This is a genomic window from Mycobacterium sp. SMC-15 (assembly GCF_045310925.1).
Lineage (GTDB): Bacteria > Actinomycetota > Actinomycetes > Mycobacteriales > Mycobacteriaceae > Mycobacterium.
Map to the genome: position 1 here is coordinate 43,518 of NZ_JBJIAJ010000004.1, position 17,317 is coordinate 60,834.

At 67.3% G+C, this 17,317-nt stretch carries 17 protein-coding genes and 1 pseudogene; 1 reads left to right on the forward strand and 17 read right to left on the reverse strand.

The genetic code is table 11. From position 1 onward, the window contains the following. Position 1 precedes the first annotated feature (1 nt). From ACJH71_RS07080 to ACJH71_RS07140, 13 genes and pseudogenes are all read right to left on the reverse strand, one after another. A complete protein-coding gene (locus ACJH71_RS07080) occupies positions 2 to 901 on the reverse strand; it encodes a tyrosine recombinase XerC (protein ID WP_406757614.1) in 900 nt (299 codons plus the stop codon). Positions 902 to 935: 34 nt separating this feature from the next. Continuing rightward, positions 936 to 2,096 carry an alpha-hydroxy-acid oxidizing protein gene (locus ACJH71_RS07085; RefSeq protein WP_406757322.1) on the reverse strand — a complete coding sequence of 387 codons (1,161 nt, stop codon included), beginning with the start codon at positions 2,094 to 2,096 and terminating at the stop codon, positions 936 to 938. Positions 2,097 to 2,100: 4 nt separating this feature from the next. Continuing rightward, positions 2,101 to 2,958 (reverse strand): siderophore-interacting protein, encoded by an 858-nt coding sequence (locus tag ACJH71_RS07090; protein ID WP_406757323.1) that lies wholly within the window; start codon positions 2,956 to 2,958, stop codon positions 2,101 to 2,103. A 32-nt stretch (positions 2,959 to 2,990) separates the two neighbouring features. Continuing rightward, positions 2,991 to 4,139 (reverse strand): DNA-processing protein DprA, encoded by a 1,149-nt coding sequence (dprA, locus tag ACJH71_RS07095; RefSeq protein ID WP_406757324.1) that lies wholly within the window; start codon positions 4,137 to 4,139, stop codon positions 2,991 to 2,993. Further along, a complete protein-coding gene (locus ACJH71_RS07100) occupies positions 4,136 to 5,647 on the reverse strand; it encodes a YifB family Mg chelatase-like AAA ATPase (protein ID WP_406757325.1) in 1,512 nt (503 codons plus the stop codon). The genes dprA and ACJH71_RS07100 overlap by 4 nt, the downstream gene beginning before the upstream one ends. Continuing rightward, complete coding sequence (locus ACJH71_RS07105; RefSeq protein WP_406757326.1) at positions 5,648 to 6,013, reverse strand: YraN family protein; 366 nt, start codon at positions 6,011 to 6,013, stop codon at positions 5,648 to 5,650. It lies immediately after the preceding gene. A 122-nt stretch (positions 6,014 to 6,135) separates the two neighbouring features. Then, positions 6,136 to 7,857, reverse strand: coding sequence for a cytochrome c oxidase subunit I (gene ctaD / locus ACJH71_RS07110; RefSeq protein WP_406757327.1), 1,722 nt, complete (start codon positions 7,855 to 7,857; stop codon positions 6,136 to 6,138). 100 nt (positions 7,858 to 7,957) lie between these two features. Next, on the reverse strand, positions 7,958 to 8,623 hold the full coding sequence (locus tag ACJH71_RS07115) for a GNAT family N-acetyltransferase (RefSeq protein ID WP_406757328.1): 666 nt from the start codon (positions 8,621 to 8,623) through the stop codon (positions 7,958 to 7,960). A 56-nt stretch (positions 8,624 to 8,679) separates the two neighbouring features. Then, positions 8,680 to 10,191, reverse strand: coding sequence for an acyl-CoA synthetase (locus tag ACJH71_RS07120; protein WP_406757329.1), 1,512 nt, complete (start codon positions 10,189 to 10,191; stop codon positions 8,680 to 8,682). Then, complete coding sequence (locus tag ACJH71_RS07125) at positions 10,188 to 11,585, reverse strand: wax ester/triacylglycerol synthase family O-acyltransferase (RefSeq protein WP_406757330.1); 1,398 nt, start codon at positions 11,583 to 11,585, stop codon at positions 10,188 to 10,190. The genes ACJH71_RS07120 and ACJH71_RS07125 overlap by 4 nt, the downstream gene beginning before the upstream one ends. Then, positions 11,582 to 12,835, reverse strand: coding sequence for a wax ester/triacylglycerol synthase family O-acyltransferase (locus ACJH71_RS07130; protein WP_406757331.1), 1,254 nt, complete (start codon positions 12,833 to 12,835; stop codon positions 11,582 to 11,584). The genes ACJH71_RS07125 and ACJH71_RS07130 overlap by 4 nt, the downstream gene beginning before the upstream one ends. An 11-nt stretch (positions 12,836 to 12,846) precedes the next feature. Continuing rightward, a pseudogene (locus ACJH71_RS07135) lies at positions 12,847 to 12,966 on the reverse strand (acyl-CoA dehydrogenase); the annotation flags it as partial. Further along, positions 12,963 to 13,907, reverse strand: coding sequence for an SDR family NAD(P)-dependent oxidoreductase (locus ACJH71_RS07140; protein ID WP_406757332.1), 945 nt, complete (start codon positions 13,905 to 13,907; stop codon positions 12,963 to 12,965). The pseudogene ACJH71_RS07135 and the gene ACJH71_RS07140, both read right to left, overlap by 4 nt. Before the next feature lie 98 nt (positions 13,908 to 14,005). Between ACJH71_RS07140 and ACJH71_RS07145 the strand changes: the two genes are divergently transcribed. Continuing rightward, positions 14,006 to 15,013, forward strand: coding sequence for an AraC family transcriptional regulator ligand-binding domain-containing protein (locus ACJH71_RS07145; protein ID WP_406757333.1), 1,008 nt, complete (start codon positions 14,006 to 14,008; stop codon positions 15,011 to 15,013). Positions 15,014 to 15,031: 18 nt separating this feature from the next. Here the strand turns inward: ACJH71_RS07145 and ACJH71_RS07150 are convergent, their stop codons facing one another. The 4 genes from ACJH71_RS07150 to rplS all read right to left on the reverse strand — a co-directional run bounded on the left by ACJH71_RS07150 (position 15,032) and on the right by rplS (position 17,284). Next, entirely contained in the window at positions 15,032 to 15,337 is a 306-nt protein-coding gene (locus ACJH71_RS07150) for a DUF2469 domain-containing protein (protein ID WP_012393608.1), read from the reverse strand. After that, a complete protein-coding gene (locus ACJH71_RS07155) occupies positions 15,334 to 16,056 on the reverse strand; it encodes a ribonuclease HII (protein WP_406757334.1) in 723 nt (240 codons plus the stop codon). The genes ACJH71_RS07150 and ACJH71_RS07155 overlap by 4 nt, the downstream gene beginning before the upstream one ends. A gap of 3 nt (positions 16,057 to 16,059) precedes the next feature. Continuing rightward, on the reverse strand, positions 16,060 to 16,875 hold the full coding sequence (gene lepB, locus ACJH71_RS07160) for a signal peptidase I (RefSeq protein ID WP_406757335.1): 816 nt from the start codon (positions 16,873 to 16,875) through the stop codon (positions 16,060 to 16,062). 67 nt (positions 16,876 to 16,942) lie between these two features. After that, complete coding sequence (rplS, locus tag ACJH71_RS07165; protein WP_024443224.1) at positions 16,943 to 17,284, reverse strand: 50S ribosomal protein L19; 342 nt, start codon at positions 17,282 to 17,284, stop codon at positions 16,943 to 16,945. Positions 17,285 to 17,317 lie beyond the last annotated feature (33 nt).

Sequence of the window (17,317 nt, forward strand, 5' to 3'; positions counted from 1 at the left end):
GTCACGCCCGCGGGTGGGCCTGATCGTGCACGGCACGCAGCCGGGCGACGGTGACATGGGTGTAGAGCTGCGTGGTAGCCAGGCTGGAGTGCCCGAGCAACTCCTGCACGATCCGCAGGTCTGCTCCACCCTCCAACAGATGCGTGGCCGCCGTGTGGCGCAGCCCGTGTGGCCCCATATCCGGTGCTCCCCCGACCGCGGCGACGGTCTGGTGCACCACGGTGCGGGCCTGACGGGGGTCGAGGCGACCGCCGCGAGCACCGAGCAGCAACGCCGGGCCGGAGTCCGACGTTGCCAGCGGCGGGCGCCCCCGGGCAAGCCATGCCTGCAGCGCGTCGGCGGCGGGCTCCCCGAACGGCACAGTGCGTTGTTTGTTGCCCTTGCCCACCACCCGCAACACCCGACGCGAGCTGTCGACGTCGTCGATGTCGAGGCCGCACAGTTCGCTGACCCGCACCGCAGTGGCGTAGAGCAACTCAGCGATCAGCCTGTCCCGCAATGCCAGGGGATCATTCTGCTGCGCACCGGATTTCGCAGCAATCATCGCGTCGTGCGCCTGGTCTCGGCGCAGTACCGCCGGCAACGTCCGGCGTGATTTCGGCAGCTGCAGGCGCGCACCGGGATCCGATGCCAGCAGCCCCCGCCGCGCCGCCCAGGCGGTAAAGGTCTTGACCGTCGAGGTGCGGCGCGCCAGTGTGCTGCGGGCCGCACCGGCGCCGGCCTGCGCGGCCAGCCAGCTGCGCAGCAGTGGAAGGCTCAGGCCCTCGATACCGGTATGGCCCTGCGCGGCGAGGAATCCGAACAACGATCGCAGGTCACCGAGATAGGCGCGCCGGGTGTGGTCAGAACGGCCCCGCTCCAAAGCGAGGTACTCGTCGAACTCGTCGAGAATCGCATCCACACCGACCACGGTCTCAGACACCGGTCGACCGCGCTCAGGTGACGCGCCGCAGCGTTTCCGGGGTGAGATCAAGCCGTGACGGATAGCCGTCCACAGCCATGATCAGGTCTGCTTCGGCCAGCAGCGAGCGCAGCACGTGCACGATCCCGGCGGTTCCGCCCAGAGCCAGTCCGTAGGCATACGGCCGGCCGATGCCCACCGCCGTGGCCCCCAGCGCAAGGGCCTTGATGATGTCGGCGCCTGTGCGGATGCCCGAGTCGAAGAGCACCGGCATCCCGTCGGCGGCCGCCACCACGTCGGGCAGGCAGTCCAGCGCCGGCAGTCCGCCGTTGGCCTGGCGGCCGCCGTGCGTGGAGCAGTAGATGCCGTCGACGCCGCCGTCGCGGGCACGCCGCACATCGTCGGGGTGGCAGATCCCCTTGACGATCAGCGGCAGGTCGGTCAGCGACCGCAGCCACGGCAAGTCATCCCAGGTCAACGGATTTCCGAAGGTCTGGATCCAGGACAAGATGGCGGCTTGCGGGTTCTCCTCGGGCGGCTGGGCCAGCCCCGCCCGAAACACCGGGTCGGACCAGTAGTTGGACAGGCAGTGCCCGCGCAGCTGCGGGAAGTTCGAGGTGGCCAGGTCACGCGGACGCCAGCCCGGAACCCAGGTGTCGAGGGTGACCACGATGGCCTGGTAACCGGCCGCCTCGGCGCGGTGCACCAGACTGGCGGCCAGCTCCCGGTCCTTGGGCGTGTAGAGCTGGAAAAACCCTGGGGTGTCACCGAATTCGGCGGCGACATCCTCGAGCGGGTCCGCGGTGAGGGTGGACACCATCATCGGAACTCCGGTGGCAGCAGCGGCACGTGCGCTGGCCAGGTCGCCGTGACCGTCCTGCGCGCAGATCCCGATGACACCGATCGGCGCCATGAAGACCGGCGAGGGCAGCCGCATTCCGAACATCTCGATCGACAAGTCGCGCTCGGCGGCGCCGACGAACATCCTCGGTATGAGCCCCCACCCGTCGAAAGCGGTGACGTTGGCTCGCTGGGTGCGCTCGTCACCGGCACCGCCGGCCACATATGACCACACCGAGGGGGAAAGCGCCGCAGCGGCTTTGGCCTCCAACTCGGTGTAGGTCATCGGCAGCGCGGGCAGCACTCCGGCCAGGCCCTGCAGGTAGATCTCGAACTGGTAATCCCCGAATGCCATCGCGTTAGCCTGTCTGTTCTTCGGCTGATTCTTTAGCGGCGAGCTCTTTCTTCCACTGCCGGAACGTCTCTTCGGTGCGCCCGCGACGCCAGTAACCCGAGATCGATGCCCACTTCGCGTCGACGCCGCGCTCCTTGCGGACATAGGGCCGCAGGTTATGCATGACCGCCTGGGCCTCGCCGTGGATGAAGACCTGAACCTGGCCCGGTGGCCAGGCCGCGGTGGTGACCGCTTCGATCAGCGGCGCGTTGTCCCCGGCCCGCTCCTGCCCTACCAGGTCGGCCCGTCCCCCGCGGTGCAGCCAGTTCAGCTCGATCCCGTCCGGCGCATCCAGCGCGATCTCGTCCTCGGGCCCGGCGACTTCGAGAAACGCCATGCCCACCGCGTCTGCCGGCAGGGCCTCCAGTGCGGCCGCGATCGCCGGCAGTGCGCTCTCGTCACCGGCAAGCAGGTGCCAGTCCGCATCGGGGTCAGGCGCGTAGGCGCCGGCGGGCCCCATCAGGTAGACCGGATCGCCGGGCTCGGCGCCGACTGCCCACGGGCCGACCACACCATGGTCCCCGTGCACCGAGACATCGATGGCGATCTCCCGGGCCAGCGGATCGGCGCGGCGCACCGTCAGGGTGCGGACCACCGGACGCTGCTCGTCCGGCAGGCCCGCGAAGCTGTCCAGCGTCAACGGTTGCGGCAATGCTGCGACGTCGACGTCGTAGCGCACAAAGACCACCTTGACGTACGAATCGGTGAACGCGCTGGGCGTGAATGTATCGAAACCGGTGCCGCCCAACACCACTCGAATCATGTGTGCCGACGCCTGCTCGGTGCGGACAACTTCGAAGGTGTGAACCGGTCGTCCCGCCACGCTGTCTCCCGTCTTCGGCCTGCTCCAGCCGACTATACGAGCTGCCGCTTCGGGCGGGTTATCGCCCAGCTTCCGTCGCGCCGGGCCACCAGGCCGGCGACCTCCAGCATCGCCAGCGGCCCGAATACCTGCGACGGCGCCAGCCCGGAGGCCACGGCGATCTGATCGACGGTGACCACGCCGCGCCCGGGTAGCGCTTCGTAGACCTGACGTTCGGCGGCGCTGAGCCCGTCCAAAGGTGTCACCGGCCGCGGCGGATCGTCGGCAAGTTCCCCAACCCGCCCCACCAGCTCGATCACCTCGTCGACCCGAGTCACCAACTCGGCGCCGCCGCGCAGCAGTACGTGGCAGCCGGCCGAGGCCGCGCTCGTGACCGGGCCGGGAACCGCGGCCACCGGCCGGCCCAGCAGCCGGGCCCACGCAGCGGTGTTGGCCGCTCCACTGCGCAGTCCCGCCTCCACCACCACCGTCGCACCTGCGAGCGCCGCGACCAGCCGGTTGCGGGTCAGGAACCGATAGCGGGCCGGACGTACCCCGGGCGGATACTCGGTGACTAACAGGCCGCTGGCGCCGATGCGATGCAGCAGCGCGGAATGGCCTGCCGGGTAGGCGATGTCGATGCCCCCGGCCAGGACCGCCACGGTGGTGCCGTCTGCGGCCAGCGCCGCACGGTGCGCCGCGCCGTCGATTCCATAGGCGCCGCCGGAGACCACCGCCACGTCGCGTTCGGCTAATCCGGCGGCCAGATCCGCGGCCACCAGCTCGCCGTAGGCGGTTGCTGCCCGGGTGCCGACGATCGCGGTGGCTCGCTCGGCGATCTCGTCGAGGCGAGCCGGACCCACCGCCCAGAGCACGAGCGGTGGCCGACAATCCGGTTTGTCCGCGGCCTCGGCGCCCCCGAAGCCGGCGAAGGCCAGCACCGGCCACTCGTCATCGTCGGGGGTGACCAGGCGGCCTCCGCGGCGGTCGAGGTTCTCCAGATCGTCGGCAGCGACGTCGATCTCGCGTCGGGCCTCGGTGTGGCGGGCCAGCTCCGGGCCGACTGCACCGCACCGAATCCGTTCCGCTGCTTCCACTGGACCGACGCGGTCGACCAGTACGGCCAGCTCCGGGCGCGGCGGCTCGGCAACCCGGGACAGGTAGGCCCACGCCCGCTTCGTGGTGGCGTCTGTGGTGGTCATCGGGCCGCACCCGCTTGGCGGAAGCTCAAGGCCGCGGAGACCTCGTCCAGTCCCGGAGACGCCCGCCCGGCCAGATCGCAAAGGGTCCACGCGACCCGCAGGGTGCGGTTGGCACCCCGGATCGATAGCAGACCGCGGTCCAGCGCAGTGCGCAGCGGGGCCATCGCCTCGGCGCTGAGCCGAAACTTGCGGCGCAGCAACGCCCCGCTGACCTCGGCATTGGTGTGGAAGCCGTGCGGTGCCCACCGGTGTGCTGCGGCGGCGCGCGCCTGCGCGACCCGGCTGCGCACCGCGGCGGTCGACTCCCCATCCGCCGCCGAGAACGCACCCGCGCGCACCGGATGCATCTCCACTCGCAGGTCCACCCGGTCCAGCAGCGGACCGGACAGCCGGCCCAGGTAGCGCCGCTTCTCCATCGACTTACAGGTGCAGTCCCTGGGGTCGGCCGGGGCGCATGGGCACGGGTTGGCCGCCATGACCAACTGGAAGCGGGCCGGGTAGCAGGCCACCCCGTCGCGGCGGGCCAGCCGGATCTCCCCGTCTTCCAGCGGTGTACGCAGCGCCTCTAGCGCACTGACCCGGATCTCGGCGCACTCGTCGAGGAACAGCACACCTCGGTGAGCGCGGCTCACCGCGCCGGGCCTGGCCATCCCGGAGCCGCCGCCGACCAGCGCCGCGACGCTCGAGCTGTGATGCGGCGCGATGAAGGGCGGCCGGGTGATCAGCGGTGCACTGCCCGAGAGCAGACCCGCGACCGAATGAATGGCGGTGACCTCCAGCGACTCACTGTCGGTGAGCGCCGGGAGCAGTCCGGGAAGGCGTTGGGCCAGCATGGTTTTACCGATGCCGGGCGGACCGGTCAGCATCAGATGATGGGACCCGGCGGCGGCCACCTCGACGGCGAATCGGGCCTGAGCCTGGCCGACCACTTCAGCCAGGTCCGCGACCGGCTCGGTCACCGGGGCCGCGGTGGTGATCCGGTCCTGCAGCCGCGCGGCCCCCTCCAGCCAGCCGTGCAACTGCCCCAGCGTCGCCACGCCGTACACGTCGATGCCGTCCACCAGGCTGGCTTCGGCGAGGTTGTCCACGGGAACCACCGCGGCAGCCCAGCCGTCGTTCTTGGCGGCCAACACCGCGGGCAGCACCCCGTGGACCGGCCGCACGCGCCCGTCGAGTGCGAGTTCCCCCAGCAGCACCGTCTTCTCCAACCGGGACCACGGTGCTTTGCGGTCGGCGGAGAGCACGGCGGCGGCCAGCGCGATGTCGTAGACGGAACCCATCTTCGGCAGCGTCGCCGGCGACAGTGCCAGGGTCAGCCGGGCTGCGGGCCAACGCTGCCCACTGTTGGTGATCGCCGCGCGGACGCGATCCCGCGACTCCTGAAGTGCGGCATCGGGCAGCCCCACCAGGTGCACCCCGGGAAGCCCCGAAGTGATGTCAGCCTCGATCTCCACGATCAAGCCGTCGAGGCCGCGTACCGCCACCGAGAACGCCCTCCCCAGAGACATTCAGCCCACCCCCTGTAGGTGCGTGATCTCCGGGGTTCGGCTGCGCCCGATCCGCACCCCGATCACGTCGAGACGTACTTGGTCCCAGTGCGCCTGCTGGCCCACAAGCCACGCACCGGCCAGCCGACGCAACCGGCGTATTTTTTCCGGTGGCACCGCGTACGCCAGCCCGCCGAAACCCTCACCACTGCGGGTCTTCACCTCGACGAACACCACGGTGCGCGCCACCGGGTCCGCGGCAATCACATCCAGTTCGCCGTACCGGCAGCGCCAGTTGCGGGCCAGAATGGCCCAGCCCTGTCCGATCAGATGGTCGACGGCCAGTTGTTCTCCGAGCGCACCCAGCTCGGTGCGAGACGTTGTCATGCCGGTCAGGGTCGGTCAATGCCCCGACACCCTCGAGCCGAGATGATCCGAAATCAGCTGCCAGGCAGGCAGTTATCCCCAGCCTGGCTTTCATCCACAGCTGCAGATGCCGAGATTCCGGCTCACTCGCTGCGACCGCGGACCCGTTGCCGCTGCCCCACGTGGGCTTCGGCGTGCAACCGTTCCGTCATGTGGGGATAGTGCAATTCGAAGGCGGGGCGGTTCGAGCGGATCCGGGGCAGTTCGGTGAAGTTGTGCCGCGGCGGCGGGCAGCTGGTGGCCCATTCCAAGGAGTTGCCGTGGCCCCACGGATCGTCAACGGTGACCGGCTCGCCGTAGCGGTAGCTGCGGAAGACGTTCCAGATGAACGGGAGCATGGAGACGCCCAGGACGAATGCGCCGACCGTCGCCACAATGTTCAGCCCTTGGAAGCCGTCGGTGGCCAGGTAGTCGGCGTAGCGACGCGGCATCCCGGCCGCGCCGAGCCAATGCTGCACCAAAAAGGTGGTGTGAAAGCCGATCAGCGTCAGCCAGAAGTGGAGCTTGCCCAGCCGCTCGTCGAGCAGTCGGCCGGTCATCTTCGGAAACCACAGATAGATACCCGCGAAAGTGGCGAACACGATGGTGCCGAACAACACGTAGTGGAAGTGGGCAACGACGAAGTAGGTGTCGTGGACGTGGAAATCCAGTGCGGGGCTGGCCAGCATCACGCCAGTCAGGCCACCAAGCAAGAACGTCACCATAAAGCCGATCGAGAACAGCATCGGCGTCTCGAAGGTCAGCTGTCCTCGCCACATCGTGCCGATCCAATTGACGTATTTGATGCCGGTCGGCACCGCGATCAGAAACGACATCAACGAGAAGAAGGGCAGCAGCACGGCCCCGGTCGCGAACATGTGGTGCGCCCAGACCGAGGCGGACAGGAAGACGATGGCCCACGAGGCGTAGATCAACGTGGTGTACCCGAACAGGGGCTTGCGACTGAATATGGGAAGTACTTCGCCGATGATGCCCCAGAACGGCAGCGCCACGATGTAGACCTCGGGGTGACCGAAGAACCAGAACAGGTGCTGCCACAGGATCGGCCCGCCATTGGCCGAGTCATAGACATGGGCGCCCAAGTGGCGCTCGGCGGCCAAACCGAACAACGCCGCAGTCAGGACGGGAAATGCCAGGAAGATCAAAACGCTGGTTGCCACGATGTTCCAGGTGAAATTCGACATCCGGAACATCGTCATTCCGGGTGCGCGCAGGCAGACCACCGTGGTGACCATATTGACTGCGGCCAAGATGGTTCCGAGCCCCGACACGATGAGACCCACAATCCACAGGTCAGCGCCGGGGCCCGGTGAATGGACGCCGTCACTGAGTGGCGCGTAGCCGGTCCAGCCGAATTCCGCAGCGCCCCCGGGGGTGATGAATCCCGCCAGGACCAGGAGCCCGCCGAACAGGAACAGCCAGTACGACAGGGCGTTGAGGCGCGGGAAGGCGACATCGGGGGCACCGATCTGCAGCGGCAACACCAGGTTGGCGAAACCGAAGGCAACCGGCGTGGCATACAGCAGCAGCATGATCGTGCCGTGGATGGTGAACAGCTGGTTGTACTGCTCATTGGACAGAAACTGCAGGCCCGGTGCGGCCAATTCGGCGCGCATCAGCAACGCCATCAGTCCTGCGGTCAGGAAGAAGCCGAAGGCCGTCACCACGTACATCTGGCCGATCACCTTGTGGTCGGTGGTCGCCAGCAGCTGGACAATCGCCTCGCCGCGGCGCTTGCCGCGCGGCGGGAACGGTCTGGGTGCGACAACCTCGATGGGAGCCGCGCCGGCCTCGCCGATGACCATTGCTCTCCCGTCACACGCACGACAGCGATCAGCTGTGTGGCCGGGATACCCCTAGGGGGCAAGCCGAAACCCCGGGGCGTCCCGGGGCGACGATCCGCTGTTAGCCGGCGTGCGCACCCGGTGCTCGAACGATCAACGGCACTCCGGGAAAGTAGGCCGCCATCTCGGCGCGGGCCCGGCGCAATGCGGCGGTGCCGTAGCCCTTCTTGCGGTGTTCGGGATGAATCCAGATCCGCACGTTGACCTCACCGTGGTTGAGGTCGCCGAAGACCATCCCTACCTTGTGCCCGCCGTCGATCGCGACGAACAGCGCCGCGTCCTCGTCCTCGACGCGCGCCAGCGCCGAGCTGATCTCGTCGCCGATGTCGTCGGCCGGTCGACCGGTGCCGTCGGCGCTTGCGCCGACGTCCGTGGTCCGGTCCGCCAGAATGTCGCGGTCCTGCTCCCCGGAGAAAATCCGGAGCGCCAAGGTCTCGCCGGAACTGGCCGGCCGGTCACCGAGGGTGAACGTGAGCTCGTTGTTCAAGTCGTTGAGCTCGTCGGCGATCTTGTCCCGCGACTGCTTGGTGAGCTGATCCAGCGACATTCCGATCACCGCTTCGCAGCCCAGCGGCGAGACGCCCAGCAGGTCAGCGATAGCCTGCACGGCCGACGCGCGGTCGTCCGAATCGACGATCACATCCAGCACCTCGTGGCGGCGTTCCATAGCCTTGAGCAGGGCATCTGTGATTTCACGGCGGGAGACGGCACGGTCGACAGCGGTCATAGGTGTCAGCCTAGACCGAACTGCACGCCGACGCGGGGGTGTTCATTTGCGAGGCGTCAGCCTGCGAATTGCTCGCGCAGGACCCGCTTGAGAATCTTGCCGGTCGGGTTGCGCGGAATGGCATCGGCGAAGATCACCTTCTTGGGCATCTTGTAGCGCGCGAGCTTGGTCCCGCACTCGGCGATGATGTCCTGCTCGCTCAGCGCGCCCTGGTCGCCGACGACGATCGCGCAGGCGATCTCCCCCCACTTCTCGTCGGGCAGCCCGATGACCGCCACCTCGCTGACGCCCGGGATGCCGATCACCACGTTCTCGATCTCCGCCGGGTAGATGTTCTCGCCGCCGGAGATGATCATGTCCTTGAGGCGATCCTTGATGTACAGGTAGCCCTCGTCGTCGATCTCGCCGATGTCGCCGGTGCGGAACCAGCCGTCGTCGAAGGCGCCGCGGGTGGCGCCCGGGAGGTTCCAGTACTCCTTGAGCAGGAAGTCGGCCTTGATCACGACTTCGCCCTCGCCGCGTTCGCTGATCACCCCGTCGTCCCGGCGTACCCGAACGTCGGCGAACATGCAGGCCCGCCCGGCCGAGCCCACCTTGCGCAAGGCGTCGTCGCCGAGCAGCAGGGTGCCGCCGCCGCACGACTCGGTGAGCGCGTAGCCCTGCACGACCTGCATGTTCGTGGCGGCGTACAGCGTGATCAGCGGCTCGGGCATGGGTGCGCCGCCGGTGATGAAGAAGCGAAAGTCGGGGGCGACGAGTTCATCGAACCCGGGCACTTGGCGCATGAAGTTCAGGATCGCCGGCACCGCTCCCCCGATGGTCACCCGCTCCTGCACGATCAGCGACCACACCGTCGTCGGATCGAACTGCGGCATCGAGATCAGCGTGATGCCGCGCATGGCGCAGAAGATGACCGTCGTCAGCGCAGCCACATGGAACATCGGCAGCGGCAGCAGCACCCGGTCTCCGGCCCGCACATCGACGGTCAGCGCCCACGACGTTGCCGCCGAGTGCACGGAATCATGGGTATGGACAACACCTTTCGGACTCCCGGTGGTGCCCGAGGTATACATGATGAACAGGTTGTCCTTGCCGCCGCATTCGACGCCGGGTTCGTCCCCACGCACGGCTGCGAGGCGTTCGTCCAGCGAACCGGGACCTCCTGTTGCCGGCACCCAGTCGGTCACGGTGCAGGGATGCGTGGTGCCCGCCCGCACCGCGTCGGCCACCGGGGCGAATTCGGCCCCGTAGATCAGCGCTTTGCTGCCGCTGTTGGACGCGATGAACTCCAGTTCGGCTGCCGCGAGGCGGGTGTTGAGGGGCACGACGACGACCCCGATCTTTGCCGCGCCATAGAACAGGCCGCAGAACTCGACACTGTTGGGCATCAACAGCGCCACCCGGTCGCCTTTGCCGAGTCCGAGCGAGATGAGCACGGCAGCACAGCGATTGGCCAGCTCGTTGAACTGTGCGTAGTTCGTCCGCACCGATGACGACGGCTCGACGTACGCCTCGAGCCCGGGGCTGACGACGGCACGTTGTGCGAGCATGGCGCCGATGTTCTTCATGGTTTCCTCCGTGTCGTGGCCTGCAGAAGCTGGAATGATTGGTCCATCAACCGGGCCAGCCGCAGGGGTTCGTCTACGGCCTCGGGTGCCGCACCGATGGCGATACGGACGGTGTCGTTGACGCTGGCGAAGGTGACGTTGAGTCCCGCGCCGGGCGGCAGGATCGGCAGGCCCAGGAACGCGACCAACGGTGCGCCGGCCAGATAGAGCTGCTCGGCGGGTCCCTTCATGTTCGAGATCACCACATTGGCGCTAGGCGCATTCCCCAACCCGGGCACGGAGTCTGACACGGCCATGCTGCCGGCCAGCAGCAGCGCATAGACCTGACGCGAGGTCGTCTGCATGCGGCGCCCCTTGGCCTTGGCATTCTTTGTCGCCCTGTTGATCTGTCGCAGCCGCTCCCCGATCCCTGACCCGGGGATGCCCAGGGAGATCAGTTCGGCGCTCACCTGATTGCCGCCCGCCCCGCCGGATCCGTGCGGCGCTCCCTCACGCAGCGACATCGGCATGAAGGCCACCAGTGGTCGATCGGTGGGCGCTCCGCGCTCGCCGAGGTAGGCGTGCAGCGCATCGTCGATGACGGTCATGACGACGTCGTTGACGGAGGTGTCGGTCGCCGAGGCCACGGCCTTGACGTCGGCGAGCGGCAGGCCGATGTCGGCGTAGGCACGGGCCGCCGATTTTGCGGTGTTGTTGAACAGCGTTCGGTGCGCAGTGAACGGCACCGACGCCAGGCGCGGCTTCAGGTGCAGCGCTTGTACGCCGAAGTCGAGGATGTCGGCGCCGATGCCGATCATGTCTGCGGGCAGGGTGGTCAGTCCCCGCAGCTGACTCTGCAGTCGCTCGGTCTGGGACACCCGGGGCTGCCGGCGGCGCACCTCGGCACCGCCCTCGGGTGCCATCCACGGGGCGGCCAGCCGCTCGTCGTCGGGTGAGTCGCTCATGAAGTTGCGCATCACCCGCAGCCCGCCCTCGCCGTCGATCAGGGCATGGTGCACCTTGATCATGACCGCGAGACAGTCGTTCTCGAGGCCGTCGATGAGGTAGCACTCCCAGAGCGGACGGCTACGGTCCAGTAGCCCACTGTTCAGGGTGGAGACCAGCTCATAGAACTGCGCCATCGTGCCGGGCGCAGGTAGGTCGATCTGGCGGACGTGGTTGGCCATGTCCGGCTCTACGGTCTCCCACGCCGCGATCCCGGCGCCCGCCCAGCTGAGTTTGTGGTTGAACGGCTTGACCGCCCGGCTGTGCAGATAGGCGTCGAACAGGCGGGGACCGAACGTCGATTCCTGCCCCTTCGGCTTTCTGAGGATCGTCATGGCGGCCATGTGAAACGGCCGGTTCGGGTTCTCCAACAACAGAAATGTCAAGTCCGTCGGGCTGATTGCGCTCATCGGGCGACCTCGTTGGCTTCGGCCACGGCGAGCAGGGCGTTCAGTTCGTCGATGAAGTAGCCGAACAGTTGCCAGCCGTCGTCGAGGACTTCCCGGTCCGCCAGCATGCAGATGTTGGCCTGACCGCAGTAGCTCCACATGGTGATGTTGAGCGCGGTGCCGTCGACGAGTTGGCCGGTGGAGAACCAGTTGTCGAGCTTCCAGTTGTCGAGGTAGAGCGCGTCCTTGGGGCCGGGAACGTTGGACAGCACCAGATTTCCGAACAGGCTGAAACTGCCACCCCGGCGGTGAATGGCCTTACGAATGAGGGTGATCCCCCAGGGTGGAACGATCTGCAACAGCGTGCTGATGTCCGCGCCGACCTCCTTGACCGCCTTGATGTGTTCTTTCATCTCGAGGTTCGCCGTGCGGCTGGCGGCCAGGCGCTGCAGTGGGTCGGCGATGTCGCTGCGCAGCCAGCAGAAGTCTTGGGTCGCGAAGTTGCCGCGGCCTTCCATACCGGTGGGCCGTTCGCCGGCGAACGGGGTGGCGCCGACCAGCGGATGCTCATCGGGGTTGTAGTCCATGGCGATCAGCAGACGGCGTACCGCACCGGCCACACAGCTGCTGAAGACGTCGTTGATGGTGACGTCGAGCGCTTTGCTGACGGTGACGAAGCTGTCCAGCGGCAGGCTGTCGCATACGAACGTGCGCCCGGCGCTGAGGTTGACGTTCAGCGGGGTCTGCCGCATCATTGCGGCCGCCGGCGGTGGCGGTGCGCCGGCAGATTTGCGCCGCCGTTCCAACCTGACCCGCTGCCACAGCCCGGTGGCGACCTTCGGCAGGTTGGCGATGGCGACTTCGGGAAAGTCACGAACCGCCCAGCCCAGGCGCCGCAGCCACGACGGTAGCGGCGGTGGGTCATAGGGTGGGGGCGCGTCGGACTTGACGCCCGGCTGCGGCTGGTAGAACCGCTGCATCAGCCACGACGCGCCGACACCGTCGACGTAGGCGTGGTGCACGAGCATCACGCATGCGACCTTGCCGTCGGCAAGACCTTCGACGACCCACATCATCCACAGCGGTCTGCTGCGGTCGAGTTGGTAGGCGTAGATGTCGGCCATGAACTCGCACAGGCTCTTGTGGTCGGCCGGCGGCGGGCAGGCCACCCGGCGAATGTGGTAGTCGAGTTGGAAGTCCGGATCCTCAACCCAGTACGGATGATTGAGGCCGAGCGGCGAGTCGAGATACTTCCACCGCAAGACCGGCATCAGGTGCAGCCGGCGCCCTCATCAACATCCTTGGCGTACGGAGCGATCTCCTTCTCCGCCAACGCCCGAATCGCCGCCCGCAACTCATCATGCTCCTCGGGCAACTTGAACAGATCAAACGACGGGTTCATCGGGCGCTCCCCGGCTTCGTCCACGGGAAGAATCGCCCCGCCGCGGCGGCGGTGAGCCGCTGATACCCCGGTCCGATGACCCGCACGAGCACGTCGAGGGCGTGCGCCTCCCACCCGATCAACACCCGGGCGCGGCCCGCGCGGACGCCGTCGAGGATGGTCTGCGCGGCCATCTCCGGGGAATGCAGCAGCAGGTATCGGTCGTAGAACTCGGCAAGCGTCCGGGCGTCTTCGCCGTCGCAGACGGTCGCGTTGCGGGCTACTCCGGTCTTGATGCCGCCCGGGTGCACGCACGTCACCTTGACCGGATGACCGCTGATCAACATTTCTTGGCGCAGCGCCTCGGTGAAGCCGCGCACAGCGAACTTCGCTGCGTTGTAGGCACTTTGGCCCGGCACGGCAATCAGCCCGAACAGGCTGGAGACGTTGATGATGTGCCCGTCGCCGGACGCGATGAGGTACGGCAGAAAGGCTTTGGTGCCGTTGACGACACCCCAGAAGTCGACATCGATGACTCGCTCGATGTCCTTGAACGACGCCTTCTCGACGTCACCGTTGTAGGCGATTCCGGCGTTGTTGTAGACCTGGTGCACCTGGCCGAAGTGACCGGCTACGTCGTCGGCGTAGGCCAATACCTTTGCGCGTTCGGCCACATTGAGCTGGTCGGCCTTCACCTGCGCTCCCAGCGCCTGCACCTCGCGCACGGTGTCGGCCAGCCCGCCGGTGTCGATGTCGGACAGCGCGAGCTTCGCGCCCTGGGCGGCGAGGTTGAGCGCCAACGCTTTACCTATCCCCGATCCGGCGCCGGTGATGACGACGACCTTGCCGTCGAATCGGGTCGTGGGATCAACCGGCCGGCGTCCGCGTAGTGCGCCCAGGGCGATGACGATCCCGGACGAGCCCAGTCCTAGGGCCCAACGGGGTAAGCGTTGCGAAATCATGCCCCGATCTTGTCCATCTCCGGGGTCCTTGGTCTTGACATTTTCCGACGTTTTTTTATCATTTTCCGACAACTGGGTTCGCGGAGGTGGTTAGCGAGGTGTCATCGGGCAGTTTCATCCGCGCGCCGGCCGCGTCGGGTTACGCCGAGCTGGTCCGCGAGCTCGGCGGTGACCCGGCGGCGTTCCTGGCGCGCTTTCATATCCCGGTAGAGGTGGAACAGCTAGAGGACGCGTTCGTTCCGGTCGACGCGTTCGCGCGGCTGCTGGAGACCACCGCCGATGAACTTCGGTGTCCGGAGTTCGGGCTTCGCCTTGCCCACCTGCAAGGGCTGCATATCCTCGGGCCGATCGCGGTGATCGCGCGCAACGCACAGACCGTGCTCAGTGGTCTGGGCGCGATCTCGCGGTTTCTGTACATCCACTCCCCCGCTTTGGAACTGACCGATAGGCGAACGCAGCGGGGCATCGCGTTCAGCTACGAGGTGACCGAGCGCGGAATCCCCTATCCCCTGCAGTCCTACGAGCTCAGCATGGGCATCGCCGTGCGCATCCTGCAGCTGCTCGGCGGCCCAGGTGCGCGGCCCGACTCCGTCTCGTTCTCCCACCGACAACAGGCCTCCGACAGCGCCTACCGCGAGGGGCTGGGTTGCCCGGTGCGTTTCGAGCAGAGCTGGTGCGGGTTCGAGCTGCCCACGCATCTGGCCGAACGGCGGATCGAGAACGCCGATCCCCACACCAGCCGCATTGCCACCCAGTACCTGGAGTCGACCTACCTGCCGAAGACGTCGCCACTGGCGGCACGGGTGGCAGAGTTGGCGCGCCGACTGTTGCCCACCGGGCAATGCAGCATGGACGTGATCGCCGCCGAATTGGCCCTCCATCCGCGGACGCTGCAAAGACGATTGGCGATCGAAGGTGCCAGCGGCCGGGACATCATCGACGAGCAGCGCCGCTCCCAGGCGATGCGGTACTTCGCCGAGCCCGGGTTACCGGTGCGGCAGATCGTCGTCCTGCTCGGCTACACCGAGCAAAGTGCGCTGAACCGATCCTGTCGACGGTGGTTTTCGAAGACGCCGCGCCAGTGTCAGGACAGTGGGTGCACTTAGGCGCCGCGCACGCTGGCCTTACTCCGGAAGCCGCAGCTCGGGCTTCTCGACCTCTTCGATGTTGACGTCTTTGAAGGTGACCACCCGCACCTGCTTGACGAACCTGGCCGGGCGGTACATGTCCCACACCCAGGCGTCGGCCAACCGGAGCTCGAAATAGACCTCGCCGTCGGCGTTGCGCGGCACCATCTCCACGCTGTTGGCCAGGTAGAAGCGCCGTTCGGTCTCCACGACGTAACTGAACTGCCCCACGATGTCCTTGTATTCGCGGTACAGCGAGAGTTCCATCTCGGTTTCATACTTCTCGAGATCTTCGGCACTCATCTGCTCAGCCGTCCTTCTGCTCGGTTCGTCGACCCCATTGTCCCCGCAACCGGGGCGGCCGCGGCAGCCATAGCCACGTTGCGCACGTTGATGAACGAGAAGCGATGCTGGCTGCACGGTCCCAACGCGGTCAGTGCCGCAGTGTGCGCCGCGGTGGAATAACCCTTGTGCACCGCGAAGCCGTAGCCGGGGTGGTCGTCGTCCAGGGTCGCCATGTAGCGGTCCCGGCTGACCTTGGCCAGCACGCTCGCCGCGGCGATACATGCCGCCGCCCCGTCGCCGCCGATCACCGGAAGCGAGGGCATCGGCAGCCCGGGCACCCGGAACCCGTCGGACAGCACGTAGCCCGGGCGCAGCGCCAGACCCGCCACCGCCCGCCGCATGCCCTCGATATTGGCTACGTGCACGCCGCGCGCGTCAACCTCGGCCGGCTCGATGAACACCACGTGGTAGGCCAGCGCATGCCGTCGGATCAGTGGGAACAGCTGCTCGCGGGTCTTCTCGGTGAGCTTCTTGGAATCGTCGAGCGCGGCCAGTGCAGCCGGCTTGCCCGGCCCGAGCACACAGGCAGCCACCACCAATGGCCCAGCACAGGCGCCTCGACCGACCTCATCCACGCCGGCGACCGGACCAAGCCCACCGCGGTACAGCGCCGACTCCAAGGTGCGCAACCCCGGTGAGCGACGGATCACCGTGCGCGGCGGCCAGCCCGGGGCCATCGCCTAAGGCCCCTGCTGCGGGTTTGTCGCTTTCACCGGTCCCCAGCGTGACGGCGGCCAGGCGATGAACCTGGTCTTGCCGATCACGTTGGCCACCGGCACGGTGCCGGCGTCCAGATCTTCTCCGGTGCACAGGATCCGGCGCTGCATGTCGGGCTGGACCTGGACCGAGTCGCAGTGTGCCCGCGAGTCCGACGAATGGGTGCGGTTGTCGCCCATCACCCACAGTCGCCCGTCGGGCACGGTCACCGGACCGAATTCGTTACCGAGGCAGGGGTAGACCATCGGGTCGACCATGAGGGTGGCCGGGTTGAGGTAGGGCTCGTGGAGCGCCTTGCCGTCGACGGTCAGGCCGGTGTCATTTCGGCACTGAACCGTCTGACCGCCAACCGCGATCACCCGCTTGACCAGGTCGTTCTCGTCGGGCGGGACGAAGCCGATGAACGACAGGGCGTTCTGCACCCAGCGCAACGGCGTGTTGGTCGACCGGATCGACTTGTAGCCCACGTTCCACGAGGGGGGTCCGCGGAAGACGACGACGTCACCGGGCTGCGGTGCGCCGAACCGGTAGGTGACCTTGTCCACCATGATCCGGTCGCCGACGCAGCCGTGGCAGCCGTGCAGCGTCGGCTCCATCGACTCCGAGGGAATGAGGTACGGCCGTGCCACGAACGTCAGCACCAGGTAGTACAACACCAGAGCGATCGCGATCAGCACGACCGACTCACGCAGGGTGTTGTGCTTGCCGTCCTCGGGCGCCTCGGCAGGCTCAGCCGCCTCGGGGGAACTTTCGGGTGATGAGCCCGTGGTTTCGGTCACGAGATCAGGGTAATGACCGCGTCAGCGGTGTCGGGGACCGACCGAAGAAAGCCCAGCGCGGGCAAGATCAGCGCTTTTCCTTGATCTTGGCCTTCTTGCCGCGCAGCTCACGCAGGTAGTACAGCTTGGCGCGCCGAACGTCACCGCGGACCACGACGTCGATGTGGTCGACGTTGGGCGAGTGCACCGGGAAGGTCCGCTCCACGCCGACGCCGTAGCTCTCCTTGCGGACGGTGAACGTCTCGCGAACGCCGCCACCCTGCCGACGGATGACCACACCCTTGAACACCTGGATGCGCTCCTTGGAGCCCTCGATCACCTTCACGTGCACGTTGACCGTGTCGCCGGGGGCGAAGGCCGGGATGTCGTCGCGCAGCGACGCCTTGTCGACGATGTCCAGCGTGTTCATTGCGGAAACACTTCCTCGCGGGTCGCGGCTGCG

What these genes read in the sequence shown, in the direction of transcription:
- ACJH71_RS07085 (WP_406757322.1), bottom strand. Translation starts at nt 2,096, where the DNA reads ATGGCATTCGGGGATTACCAGTTCGAGATCTACCTGCAGGGCCTGGCC.
- dprA (WP_406757324.1), bottom strand. Translation starts at nt 4,139, where the DNA reads ATGACCACCACAGACGCCACCACGAAGCGGGCGTGGGCCTACCTGTCC.
- ACJH71_RS07100 (WP_406757325.1), bottom strand. Translation starts at nt 5,647, where the DNA reads ATGTCTCTGGGGAGGGCGTTCTCGGTGGCGGTACGCGGCCTCGACGGC.
- ACJH71_RS07105 (WP_406757326.1), bottom strand. Translation starts at nt 6,013, where the DNA reads ATGACAACGTCTCGCACCGAGCTGGGTGCGCTCGGAGAACAACTGGCC.
- ctaD (WP_406757327.1), bottom strand. Translation starts at nt 7,857, where the DNA reads ATGGTCATCGGCGAGGCCGGCGCGGCTCCCATCGAGGTTGTCGCACCC.
- ACJH71_RS07115 (WP_406757328.1), bottom strand. Translation starts at nt 8,623, where the DNA reads ATGACCGCTGTCGACCGTGCCGTCTCCCGCCGTGAAATCACAGATGCC.
- ACJH71_RS07120 (WP_406757329.1), bottom strand. Translation starts at nt 10,191, where the DNA reads ATGAAGAACATCGGCGCCATGCTCGCACAACGTGCCGTCGTCAGCCCC.
- ACJH71_RS07125 (WP_406757330.1), bottom strand. Translation starts at nt 11,585, where the DNA reads ATGAGCGCAATCAGCCCGACGGACTTGACATTTCTGTTGTTGGAGAAC.
- ACJH71_RS07130 (WP_406757331.1), bottom strand. Translation starts at nt 12,835, where the DNA reads ATGCCGGTCTTGCGGTGGAAGTATCTCGACTCGCCGCTCGGCCTCAAT.
- ACJH71_RS07140 (WP_406757332.1), bottom strand. Translation starts at nt 13,907, where the DNA reads ATGATTTCGCAACGCTTACCCCGTTGGGCCCTAGGACTGGGCTCGTCC.
- ACJH71_RS07150 (WP_012393608.1), bottom strand. Translation starts at nt 15,337, where the DNA reads ATGAGTGCCGAAGATCTCGAGAAGTATGAAACCGAGATGGAACTCTCG.
- ACJH71_RS07155 (WP_406757334.1), bottom strand. Translation starts at nt 16,056, where the DNA reads ATGGCCCCGGGCTGGCCGCCGCGCACGGTGATCCGTCGCTCACCGGGG.
- rplS (WP_024443224.1), bottom strand. Translation starts at nt 17,284, where the DNA reads ATGAACACGCTGGACATCGTCGACAAGGCGTCGCTGCGCGACGACATC.